Origin of the sequence: Streptomyces sp. NPDC101110 (assembly GCF_044759525.1) — a bacterium.
In the GTDB taxonomy this organism is placed as follows: domain Bacteria; phylum Actinomycetota; class Actinomycetes; order Streptomycetales; family Streptomycetaceae; genus Streptomyces.
This window is the reverse complement of record NZ_JBIVZM010000004.1, coordinates 532,512-543,928: the sequence shown is the minus strand read 5'-3', so window position 1 is coordinate 543,928 and position 11,417 is coordinate 532,512. Positions and strand designations below refer to the sequence as shown.

Here is an 11,417-nt window from a genome sequence, read left to right as displayed (position 1 = left end):
AGTTGAGTCTAGTGCACTCAAGGACGGTTCGTGGAGGCTCGGGGGTCTAAGTTCCGGGCATGGCGACCAAGTACTCCGTGGACCCCGGCGCTCCGGACCCGTCGTTTCTCGGCTTCTGGCGGGAGCGGCACCTGTGCACCCTGACGACTCTCCGCCCGGACGGCACTCCGCACCTGGTACCCGTCGGGGTCACATACGATCCCGAGGCCCGTCTGGCTCGGGTGATCACCAACCGGGGCAGCGCGAAGGTGCGGTACGTGCGGGCCGCCGGGGAGCAGGGGGCGGCCGTCGCCGTCTGCCAGCTGGAGGGCCGCCGCTGGGCGACGCTGGAGGGCCGGGCCTTCGTCCACGAGGAGCGGGACCGGGTGGCCGAGGCGGAGCGGCGGTACGCGGAGCGCTACGGCAGGACCCCGTCACCCAATCCCGCACGCGTGGTGATCGAGATCCAGCTGACGCGGGCGATGGGGCGGGGTTGAGCGAAGTGAACATCCACACCGGTGATCGACAGGATCCGGCCACTGCGGGACGGCGTCGATACCCGGAAATGTCCCTGAAAACTGCAGCGGCGTCACCGTGTTCAGGTCACGGTGACGCCGCTGCGGGGGGAAGCACCTGAGCGATCTTTTTACGACGGGGGAATCGCGTCAGGCACTGCGGGGGGTGGCAGAGATGGTCCTCGGGGCAGGGGAGTCGGCCTCCACCTGCTGATGGTCCCGTTGGTCCAGGTTCACAAAGATCATTCCGTACCGTACGGCGCACCGCACGGGCTGCGGCGCCCCCCGAGGCCGCCGCAGACACCGGTAAGCCCGTACGTCCTCGTCGTCGTCCCGCGTGACGACGACCGGTTCACCGAAAACAGTCACCATCAGCGAGTCACCACTGTGGGGGATGGCGGTGACCAGGTCGATGAAGTGCCAGCCGGAGCGGTAGGCGGTGGCCATTTCACGGCGGAAGGAGCGGTCGTCGGGTGGAGTGGTCACGGTCAGCTCCCCGCCCCGTCGACTCCAGGGCTCGGCCACTGAGTGTTGTCAGTAGCTGCTGCGACGCTCACAGCTGCCGCCGGCCACTGCGTGTTCGCCCGGGCCTCGCGCCCCTCATCGGAGAAGCCACTCAGTGCACCGAGGGCTACAACAGCGGAGAAGGCGGCGACAAGCACCGAGCGAAGCATTTTGTTACGCATAGTCGGCTTCGTCCTCACTTGAAGGTCCCCTTTTCCCCCGTCGAGTACGACGATGGCTCATTCGGGCACGTCATGGCCACACAATCGATGCATCATGTTCCTGCATGTTCAGGACCCTGGGGGGTGGAGATTTGGGCTCCAATCGGACTAAGGGTGCGCATACCCACCCGATTACCGAGCTGTGCGAGGCAGGAAGTCGCCTCTATACCACAGCTCTTCGGGCTGGGCGGGTCGCGCGCACCGACGCGGAGTCCGCTCCCTGCCTCATCGAACTCGCTTTGCTCCACCCCGATCCCGACGATCAGGACTGGTTGCGCCCCGTGCCTCCGGCGGTCGCGCTGGCGCAGCATCTGCATCCCCTCGAGCGGGAGATCACCGAGCGCAGGCGCCTGTCCGTGCAACTCGCGGACACCTTCGAGCCGTTCATGGCCATGGGTCTGCAGTCGACGACCACCAGTGACTCCATCACCGTGCTGGAGGGCGGTGAACGCATCAACGCCGCGCTCAACCTGGCCACCACCCAGTGCCGGACGGAGCTTCTGACAGTGCAGCCCAGCGACCGTGTCTCCGAGCGGAGCCTGCTGCGAAGTCTCGAACGGGACAAGCCCCTCATCGATCGCGGTGTGAAGGTCCGGAGCCTGTACCAGCACACCGCCCGTTACAACCCGGAGAAGCTGGCGTACGTTGCCCGGCTCTCCGACGGGAAGGTCGAGTACCGCACCATCGACGAGTTGGTCGAGCGCCTGATCATCTGCGACGAGACCGTCGCGTTCATCCCTGCGCGCGACGACCAGCAGGTCGCCCTCGAGCTGCGTCATCCGGGGCTCGTCCGTTACCTGATCAAGGTTTTCGAGTACCTGTGGGACCGCGCGGTTCCGATGAGCACCGGCGCGCCCTACGAGGTGGCGTCCGACGGCATCACCGAGATCCAGCACTCCATAGCCAAGCTCTTGGTGGAGGGTCACGTGGACGAGGCCATCGCCCGCCGCCTCGGCATGAACGTGCGCACCTGCCGGGCCCATATCGCCAAGCTCGCGTCGGCCCTGGGCAGCGGAAGCCGAGCGCAACTCGGTTACCTCATCGCGCGGTCCGGGATGCTGAAACAGGACGACGGAACAGGAGGAAGTCCCGGGTGACGTCGGTGTTGCACCCGGAGCACGGTGCGGAGGAACTGTGCTCCAGCGGGGCGGGGCTGTACGAACGGGCCCTTCGCGAAGGGCATGTGACCGCCGAAGCGGCTCAAGCCGCGCCGTGTCTGGTGGACTTCGGCCTCCTGCGTCCCGCCGTCGACGACCTGCGTCGTCTGGAACCCGTCGCACCCGTCGTCGCGCTGCACCGGCTGCTGCGGGCCTCCGGCGAACGGATCGTGCAGGAACGCCGGCGGGAGGAACGGCTGACCGCCGCGTTCGAATCACTCATGGACCTCGAAGGGCACCGCGCGGTCGCGGACGCCACCCCGGCCCTCCGGCTCCTCGGCGGAAAGGGCCGGATCAATCAGGCCCTCACGGAGGCCTTGGCGGACGCGTCACGGGAACTGCTCACCATCCAGCCGCGCTCGGGCCTTCCACGGGAACAGGTCGCGGCGGCCTACGCCGTCGCCATCCGCCGCGACCAGGCGCTCCTGGACCGTGGTGGCCGCATCCGCACTCTTTACCCGCACACACTCCGGCACTCCCCCACGACCGTCGCCTACCACGAACAGCTCTCGGGAGACGTCGAGGCGCGGGCTCTGGACGAGATCACCGACCGGCTCATCATCGTCGATCGGGACGTCGCCTTCATCCCCGCCGACGGCAACGGTGTGGCGCTCGAGATCCGTCATCCGGCCATCATCGAGTACCTGGCCACCACCTTCGACCGCCTCTGGCGCCTGGCCACACCGGTCTTCCCCGAAGCCACCCCCCAGCCCTCCCACAACGGCATCACCCCCCGCCAGCACGCCATAGCCGCCCTCCTCGTCGAAGGTCACACCGACGCCGTGATCGCCGAGCGGCTGGGGATGAACATCCGCACCGCCCGCGTTCACATCGCCAAGCTCGCCGCGACGCTGGGCAGTCGGAGCAGGGCGCAGCTCGGGTTCCTCATCGGACGCTCGGGGATTCTTGACCAGGAACGCTGAGGGGCTTGGTGGGGCGCTGCGGTCCGTCCAGGCCCGCCTGGGCGATGCGGACGCCCAACTGCGTACGGCTCGCCGCGCCCAGCGTCTCCGACAGGCGCGCGATGTGCGCCCGGCACGTCCGGACGCTTATGCCCAGCCGTTCCGCGATGACGGCGTCCTGATGCCCTTCCGCCAGCAGCGCCGCGATCGACTGCTCCCGGTGGGAGATGCCCTCGATGCCCGTGTCGGGGAGCGGGGCCGTGAGCGGGATGGCCAGACGCCACAGCCGTTCGAAGACGGTGACGAGGTACTCGATGATCGCCGGGTGCCGTAGCTCCAGGGCCATCGTGCGGTCGGTGTTGGCGGGGATGAAGGCCACCGTCCGGTCGAAGAGGATCAGCCGGTCGATCACCTCGTCCAGCGTGCGCGCCTCCACCGCGTCGCCCATCAGCTCCAGATACGTCAGCAACCCCTGCCCGTGCCGGGCGACATGGGTGTACAGGTCCCGCATCCGCACCCCGCGGCCGCGCAGGGACATCGCCCGGTGCAGCCCCTCGGACAGTTCCGCCTCGCGGCGAATGCCGCCCGGCTGGACCGTGAGCACCTCGGCCGTGCACGCCTGGGTGGCCTCGTCCATCGCCGCCTGGATCCGGGCGAGTCCGTCCAGGACCCGGATGGCCGGGCCCTCCGCCGCCGACGCGGCCGACTCGGCCGGCCGCACCAGGCTGCCCAGTCCCGCGTACCACTCGACGGCCGCCACGGCCGAGCCCACCCGCCGCTGACTCGCGCTGACCTCGTCGAACATCCCGCGCAGCAGGCGGGTCATGACCTCCTGCGGGGACGTCGGCACCAGCCAGTCCATGTCGTCGGGGTCGGGGTGCAGCAGGGCGAGTTCCAGCAGGCAGGGCACCGGCCCCGCGTCCCGGCGCGGCACCCGGCCGCGCCGCACGGCCCGGGAATACACGCGATCCCCGGCGTCGCACAGCCGGTCGGCACCGTGGGGATGCTCATCCGCCCCGTGCCCGGCCATCGCCCATCCCACCCCCGGTTCCGCCGTCTTCCGCAGCGCAACTATGCGCGGACCCGACGTGCTCCGCAACACGGCTCCCCGCGTGACGACCACCGGAAACCACCGGTACGCACCGGTATCTCCAAGCCCGGCCCGACCGAACCCGCCCCTGGCCACGAGCCCGCGCGCAGGCCTGTTCGCGGGTCCGGTCGCAGGCCTTTCGCGGGTCCGGTCGCAGGCATGTTCGCGGTTCCCTCGCGCGCCTGTGCGCGGCTCCGCTTGCAGGCTGTTCGCGGGCTTGGCCGCAAGTCCGTTCGCAGGCCTGGCGGCAGGTCCCGTCGCGGGCCTGTTCGCAGGCCGTCGCAGGCCTGTGCGCAGTAGAACCCGGGGGGTGGTGAACCCTGCTCGGGGTGTGGCTACTTCAGGCCGATGGCCCGGCACGCCGCCTTGTAGTCGGCCGTGCAGATGTCCGACAGCTTGTAGATGTCGTCCGCGACCACCGTGTCCTTGATGTTCTCCTTGGTGAGCGCGACCACGGGCACGAGCTGCGCCGGGATGCCCTTGTCGGTGGGGCTGTCGACCTTGTCGCGGGTGAGGGCGGCGAACTGGATGTCACGGCCCTGGACCTTGGCGACGGCCATCTCCGCGGCGTTCTCCGCCTCCTGCGGGTACGACTTGTACACACTCATGTACTGCTGACCGGCGATGATCCGCTGCACCGCGGGCAGCTCCGCGTCCTGGCCGGTGATCGGCGGCATCTCGGTCACCCCTGCCGCCTGCAGCGCCTTGACGATGCCGCCGGCCATGCCGTCGTTGGCGGAGTACACCGCCGCGATGTTGCCCTTGCCGACCTTCTGGATTGCGCGGGCCATGTTGGCCTGGGCGTTCTCCGGCTTCCAGTCCTCGGTGTCGAAGGAGTCGGCGATCGTCACCTTGCCGTTCAGCTCGGACATCGCGCCCGCCTTGAACTGCTTGGCGTTCGGGTCGGTCGGCGAGCCGTTCATCATGACGATCTTGTCGGAGAGGCTCGCCTTCTCGCCGATGGCCTCCAGCAGCGTGCGGCCCTGGACCTCGCCGACCAGCTCGTTGTCGAAGGAGATGTACGCGTCGATCGGGCCCTCGGCCAGCCGGTCGTAGGCGATGACCGGGATGCCGGCCTCCTTCGCCTTCTTCACTCCGCTCGCGATGGCCTTCGAGTCGACCGCGTCCAGCAGGATCACGTCGACCCGGTCGTCGATCATCTGCTGCAGCTGGCTCGCCTGCTTGTCCGCGCTCGCCTCGGCGTTGGCGTACTCGACGCGGCCCTTGTCGTTGGTGAGCGACTCGACCTTGGTCTTGATGATCGGGTAGTCGAAGTTCTCGTACCGCGTGTTCGCCGTCTCGGGCAGCAGCAGCCCCACGGTGATGTCGTTGCCCTTGGCCGGGCTCGCGTCGTCACTGCTCCCCGTCGCGTTGAGCACGCCGCAGCCGGCGAGCGTGACGGACATCGTGGCCGCGGCCACGGATATGGAGATACGACGACGCATGGGGGAGCTCACTTCGCGTGTGATTCGGACGTGGGCACAGCTTTACGGCCCATGTGACTGAAAAGCCAACGCGGAGGCGCCCCCCAGCGTCAAGCGGAACCACTTAACGAGATGACAACACCACGCTCCGCAGTGGTTGTGAAGACGGTGCGGAATCGCCTTCAAGTGCTCTGCACCGTTCAGTCATTGACAGGAGACCCGGCGAAATCGGGTCAAGGCAAACGAAAGGGACCGGGAGTTGACTCCCGGTCCCTTTCACGCACTGTCACGCGGGCGCGTGGGTCAGTCGGACTGCTGCTGCCGCTTCGGCCGCCACACCACCAGCGCGCTGGTCTGCTGCACCTCCTGGTACGGCACCAGGTCGCGGCGGTACGACGCGTGCACCGCCGCCTCGCGCTGCCGCATGGCCGCGGCCGCTCCGTCGAGCGCGTCCTGCATCTCGGCCACCCGGGCCTGGAGCGCGGCGACCTGGTTCTCCAGTTCGATGATGCGCTTGATTCCGGCCAGGTTGATGCCCTCGTCCTGCGACAACTGCTGGACGGTGCGCAGCAGTTCGATGTCGCGGGCAGAGTAGCGGCGGCCCCGGCCGGGGGTGCGGTCGGGGGAGACCAGGCCCAGGCGGTCGTACTGGCGCAGCGTCTGCGGGTGCAGGCCGGACAGCTGTGCCGCGACCGAGATGACGTAGACCGGGGTTTCCTCGGTCAGTTCGTACGGATTGCGACGACGACCGTCCATCTGCCTCATGCTCCCTTCGCGGCCTGGAACAGATCCGCCCGCGGATCCTCACCCGCGGTGGCCTCGCGGTACGCCTCGAGTGCGTCACGAGCCTTCCCCGACAGGTCCTTCGGGACACTCACCTCCACGGTGACCAGGAGGTCGCCGCGGGTGCCGTCCTTGCGGACCGCGCCCTTGCCCCGGGCGCGCATGGTGCGCCCGTTGGGCGTGCCCGGCGGCAGCTTCAGGGTGACGGGCGGGCCGCCCAGGGTGGGCACCCGCACCTCACCGCCGAGGGCCGCCTCGGCGAAGGTCACCGGGACGGTGACCGTGAGGTTGTCCTCCTTGCGGCCGAACACCGCGTGGGAGTCGACGTGCACGACCACATAGAGGTCGCCCGCCGGCCCGCCGCGCTCGCCCGGTGCTCCCTTGCCGCGCAGCCGGATCCGCTGGCCGTCGTTGACGCCGGCGGGGATGCGCACCTGCATGGTCCGGGAGGACTTGGCCCGGCCGCTGCCCTTGCAGACCTCGCAGGCGTTCTCCGCGATCAGGCCGCGGCCCTTGCAGTCCGGGCAGGGGTCGGTCAGGGAGAAACCGCCGCCGCTGCCCCGGGCGACCTGCCCGGTGCCGACGCAGGTCGGGCACACGCGCGGTGTGCCGTTCTTGTCGCCGGTGCCCGAACAGGCCTTGCAGGGCGACTGCGAGGACATCCGCAGCGGGACGGTCGCGCCCTCGATCGCCTCGGTGAAGCTGAGCGTCACCTCGGACTCGATGTCCTGGCCGCGCCGGGGGTGCGTACGCGTCCCCGGCCCGCCCGCGCCACCGCGGTTGAACAGGCCCCCGAAAACGTCACCGAGCCCGCCGCCGAAGCCGCCGGCCTCTTGGCCGCCCTGGGCGCCGCCTCCGAAGAGGTCGCCCAGGTCGAAGTTGAAGGAGCCGCCCGCGCCGCCCGGCCCCGGGCGGAAGCCGCCGTTGCCGAAGAGGGCGCGCGCGTCGTCGTACTCCTTGCGCTTCTTGGGATCGCCGAGGATGTCGTTGGCCTCGGAGATCTCCTTGAAGCGCTCCTCCGCCTTGACGTTTCCCTTGTTGGCGTCCGGGTGGTTCTCGCGGGCGAGCTTCCGGTACGCCTTCTTGATCTCGGCCTCGGTGGCGTCCTTGGGGACGCCGAGGACCTTGTAGTAGTCCTTCTCGATGAAGTCCTTGGTGCTCATCCTCGACGCCCCTCCTTCCCTTCGTCCGTGACGTCAGCCCTCGTCCGGGCCACCGCTCTCCTTGTCGTCGGCGTCGGCGGACTCCTCCGCCTTGACCGTCTGCGCCCCCGGCTGGGGTTCGGCCACCGCCACGCGGGCGGGGCGGATGGTGCGCTCGCCGATCCGGTACCCGGGCTGCAGAATCGCCACGCACGTCGTCTCGGTGACGTCGGGTGCGTAGCTGTGCATCAGGGCTTCGTGGATCGTCGGGTCGAAGGGCTCGCCCTCCTTGCCGAACTGCTGCAGGCCCATCTTCGCCGCGGTGCTCTCCAGCGACTCGGCGACGGACTTGAAGCCGCCGACCAGTTCGCCGTGCTCACGTGCGCGGCCGATGTCGTCGAGCACGGGCAGGAGCTCGGTCAGGAGGTTCGCGATGGCGATCTCCTTGACCGCGATCCGGTCGCGCTCGACCCGGCGGCGGTAGTTCTGGAACTCGGCCTGGAGGCGCTGGAGGTCCGCCGTGCGCTCGGTGAGCGCGGAGCGGGCCTGGTCCAGCTGGGCCACCAGGGCCACGTCCTGGCCCGTGTCCCCGGCCGGGGCCGCCCCCTCCTCCGCGGAGGGGGAGGCGGCCTTCGGCTCGGCGTCGTCGGAGGTGGCGCCGGAAGGGACGTCGGGCTGCTGCTCGTCGAAGCCCGGGGTCTCCTCCGTCACGCGGCACCGTCCTTCCGGTCCTCGTCGACGATCTCGGCGTCGACGACGTCGTCGTCGGCGGACTTGGCGCCGTCGGCCGCGCCCGCGTCACCGGCGGGGCCACCGGCGGCCTGGGCCGCGCCCGCGTCCGCGTACATGGCCTGGCCGAGCTTCTGGGAGACGGCCGCGACCTTCTCCGTGGCGGTGCGGATCTCGGCGGAGTCCTCGCCCTTGAGCTTCTCCTTCAGCTCGGCGACGGCCTCCTCGACCTCGGTCTTGATCTCGCCCGGGACCTTGTCCTCGTTGTCCTTGAGGAACTTCTCGGTCTGGTAGACGAGCTGCTCGCCCTGGTTGCGCGACTCGGCGGCCTCGCGGCGCTTGTGGTCCTCCTCCGCGTACTGCTCGGCCTCCTGGCGCATGCGGTCGACCTCGTCCTTCGGCAGCGAGGAGCCGCCGGTGACGGTCATCTTCTGCTCCTTGCCCGTGCCCAGGTCCTTCGCGGTCACGTGCATGATGCCGTTGGCGTCGATGTCGAAGGAGACCTCGATCTGCGGGACGCCGCGGGGCGCCGGCGGCAGACCGGTCAGCTCGAACATCCCGAGCTTCTTGTTGTACGCCGCGATCTCGCGCTCGCCCTGGTAGACCTGGATCTGCACGGACGGCTGGTTGTCCTCGGCCGTGGTGAAGATCTCGGACCGCTTGGTCGGGATCGTGGTGTTGCGCTCGATGAGCTTGGTCATGATGCCGCCCTTGGTCTCGATGCCGAGGGACAGCGGGGTGACGTCGAGGAGCAGGACGTCCTTGACCTCGCCCTTGAGGACACCGGCCTGGAGGGCGGCGCCGATGGCGACGACCTCGTCCGGGTTGACGCCCTTGTTGGCGTCCTTGCCGCCGGTCAGCTCCTTGACGAGCTCGGCGACGGCGGGCATACGGGTGGAGCCGCCGACGAGGACGACGTGGTCGATCTCGCTGATGGAGATGCCGGCGTCCTTGATGACGTTGTGGAACGGCGTCTTGCAGCGCTCCAGGAGGTCCGCGGTCAGCTGCTGGAACTGGGCGCGGGTGAGCTTCTCGTCGAGGTGCAGGGGGCCCTCGGCGGAGGCGGTGATGTAGGGCAGGTTGATCGAGGTCTCGGTGGACGAGGACAGCTCGATCTTCGCCTTCTCGGCGGCCTCGCGCAGACGCTGCAGGGCCATCTTGTCCTTGCCCAGGTCCACGCCGTGGCCGGACTGGAACTGCTGGACCAGGTAGTCGACGATGCGCTGGTCCCAGTCGTCACCACCGAGGTGGTTGTCACCGTTGGTGGCCTTCACCTCGACGACACCGTCGCCGATCTCCAGCAGCGAGACGTCGAACGTACCGCCACCGAGGTCGAAGACCAGGATGGTCTGGTCGTCCTTGTCGAGGCCGTACGCCAGGGCGGCCGCGGTCGGCTCGTTGACGATGCGCAGCACGTTCAGACCGGCGATCTCGCCGGCCTCCTTCGTGGCCTGACGCTCGGAGTCGTTGAAGTACGCCGGGACGGTGATGACCGCGTCGGTCACCTTCTCGCCCAGGTAGGCCTCGGCGTCCCGCTTCAGCTTCTGGAGCACGAAGGCGCTGATCTGCTGCGGGTTGAAGGGCTTCCCGTCGAGCTCGATCTTCCAGTCGGTGCCCATGTGACGCTTCACGGAGCGGATGGTCCGGTCCACGTTCGTGACCGCCTGGCGCTTGGCCACCTCTCCGACGAGCACCTCACCGTTCTTGGCGAAGGCGACGACGGACGGCGTGGTCCTGGCGCCCTCGGCGTTGGTGATGACGGTGGGCTCGCCGCCCTCCAGAACGCTGACGACGGAGTTAGTCGTGCCCAGGTCGATGCCGACCGCACGTGCCATGGTTGATTCCTCCAGCTGACTTGAGTGGAACGGACTCAAGTGTGCACGACGGCTCCCCACCGGTCAACAGACCTGAGCCGGGCAGGCTCAACTCTTATCCGCTCCTTACACGCAATGAAGCGTTGACCTGCGTAGATACGCTGCGTCTGGGTGCGTACACAGGGACACGGAAGAGGGCGAGCACGACGACGAGGGCCCCTCCCGCCACCCACCACAGGGCACCGGCCCCGATCCGGCCGGCATGCGCGAGTACCCCGACGAGCATCCCCGACAACGCCCCGGCCCCCAGCAGCAGACACGCCGCCGGCGCGGTCAGGCCGAGCCGCCGCAGCCGGTGCGCGAGATGGTCGGGCCCGCCGCGCGCGAGCCCCCGCCCCGCCGACTTCCGCGTCACGAGCACGAGCACGGCGTCCGCGGCCGGTACGGCGGTCAGCCCGAACAGGACCCCCGCGCTCTCCACGACCTCGAACCCGGCCCGGCTGTACACGGCACCCACGGCGATCACGAACCCCGCGGCCATGGACCCGCAGCCGCCCAGGGCGACGCGCGCGGGATGCCAGTTGTGGAGGAGCAGGCCGGTCAGCGCGGCGGCCAGCACGCTCATCAGCCCCGCGAGCCCGTCCATCATGCCGACGGCCGCACAGGCCGCCACCCCGAAGGCGGTGACGACGCCGACCGTACCCGCCAGCCCGTCGGCGTGATCGAGCCCCCGGAACCCGGCCACCACCGCCACGACCCACCCGACGGCCAGCAACCCGGGCCCCACCCCCGTCTCCCCGAACGGCACGACACACGCGGCCGCCACGCCCGTACCGGCGGCCAGCACCCTCCGCCGCAGCCGCCAGACGTCACCGGCCAGCCCGAGCAGGGCGACGGCGCCCGCGGCGGCCAGTACCCCGTGCGTCCCGTCACCGGGCGGCACGAGCCCCAGCCACTCCCCGCCCCCGGCGACCAGTCCCGTGACGAGCACGACGGCCACACCCCCGGACAACGGCACATCCCGCTGGCGGCGTCGCTCGACCAGCCGAAGCCGCAGCGCGGGTGCCCGCAGTGCGGCCGCGAGCAGGGCGGTGAGGAGAAGGGCGGTGGCGGCGGCGGTGATCCCGTAGAGCACGGATATAAGTTAGGCGGGGATA

11 protein-coding genes are annotated in these 11,417 nt (G+C 69.6%); 3 read left to right on the top strand and 8 right to left on the bottom strand.

The genetic code is table 11. From position 1 onward, the window contains the following. The first annotated feature begins 59 nt into the window (after positions 1-59). Complete coding sequence (locus tag ACIQU3_RS11875; protein WP_403734694.1) at positions 60-476, top strand: pyridoxamine 5'-phosphate oxidase family protein; 417 nt, start codon at positions 60-62, stop codon at positions 474-476. A 168-nt stretch (positions 477-644) separates the two neighbouring features. Here the strand turns inward: ACIQU3_RS11875 and ACIQU3_RS11870 are convergent, their stop codons facing one another. After that, positions 645-980 carry a hypothetical protein gene (locus ACIQU3_RS11870; RefSeq protein WP_030846386.1) on the bottom strand — a complete coding sequence of 112 codons (336 nt, stop codon included), beginning with the start codon at positions 978-980 and terminating at the stop codon, positions 645-647. A 304-nt stretch (positions 981-1,284) separates the two neighbouring features. On the opposite strand from ACIQU3_RS11870, the gene ACIQU3_RS11865 reads away from it, so the two are divergent. Both ACIQU3_RS11865 and ACIQU3_RS11860 read left to right on the top strand, forming a co-directional pair. Continuing rightward, positions 1,285-2,316, top strand: a complete 1,032-nt coding sequence (locus ACIQU3_RS11865) for a helix-turn-helix transcriptional regulator (RefSeq protein WP_403734698.1) — start codon at positions 1,285-1,287, stop codon at positions 2,314-2,316. Then, positions 2,313-3,299 (top strand): helix-turn-helix transcriptional regulator, encoded by a 987-nt coding sequence (locus ACIQU3_RS11860; protein ID WP_403924602.1) that lies wholly within the window; start codon positions 2,313-2,315, stop codon positions 3,297-3,299. Before ACIQU3_RS11865 ends, ACIQU3_RS11860 begins: the two co-directional genes overlap by 4 nt. Here the strand turns inward: ACIQU3_RS11860 and ACIQU3_RS11855 are convergent. From ACIQU3_RS11855 to ACIQU3_RS11825, 7 genes are all read right to left on the bottom strand, one after another. Then, the gene (locus ACIQU3_RS11855; protein ID WP_403734703.1) at positions 3,262-4,308 is read right to left on the bottom strand and encodes a LuxR C-terminal-related transcriptional regulator; all 1,047 of its coding nucleotides are present in this window, start codon (positions 4,306-4,308) and stop codon (positions 3,262-3,264) included. The two genes, ACIQU3_RS11860 and ACIQU3_RS11855, sit on opposite strands and share 38 nt — an antisense overlap. Positions 4,309-4,703: 395 nt before the next feature. Beyond that, entirely contained in the window at positions 4,704-5,813 is a 1,110-nt protein-coding gene (locus tag ACIQU3_RS11850) for a sugar ABC transporter substrate-binding protein (protein WP_403734705.1), read from the bottom strand. A 282-nt stretch (positions 5,814-6,095) separates the two neighbouring features. Beyond that, complete coding sequence (locus ACIQU3_RS11845) at positions 6,096-6,548, bottom strand: heat shock protein transcriptional repressor HspR (protein ID WP_142166878.1); 453 nt, start codon at positions 6,546-6,548, stop codon at positions 6,096-6,098. A 5-nt stretch (positions 6,549-6,553) separates the two neighbouring features. After that, positions 6,554-7,738, bottom strand: coding sequence for a molecular chaperone DnaJ (gene dnaJ / locus ACIQU3_RS11840; protein WP_403924600.1), 1,185 nt, complete (start codon positions 7,736-7,738; stop codon positions 6,554-6,556). 33 nt (positions 7,739-7,771) lie between these two features. Further along, positions 7,772-8,428 (bottom strand): nucleotide exchange factor GrpE, encoded by a 657-nt coding sequence (grpE, locus tag ACIQU3_RS11835; RefSeq protein WP_398109019.1) that lies wholly within the window; start codon positions 8,426-8,428, stop codon positions 7,772-7,774. Further along, entirely contained in the window at positions 8,425-10,281 is a 1,857-nt protein-coding gene (gene dnaK, locus ACIQU3_RS11830; RefSeq protein ID WP_403734713.1) for a molecular chaperone DnaK, read from the bottom strand. The genes grpE and dnaK overlap by 4 nt, the downstream gene beginning before the upstream one ends. 94 nt (positions 10,282-10,375) lie before the next feature. Continuing rightward, positions 10,376-11,395 (bottom strand): undecaprenyl/decaprenyl-phosphate alpha-N-acetylglucosaminyl 1-phosphate transferase, encoded by a 1,020-nt coding sequence (locus ACIQU3_RS11825; protein ID WP_403924597.1) that lies wholly within the window; start codon positions 11,393-11,395, stop codon positions 10,376-10,378. Positions 11,396-11,417: the final 22 nt, after the last annotated feature.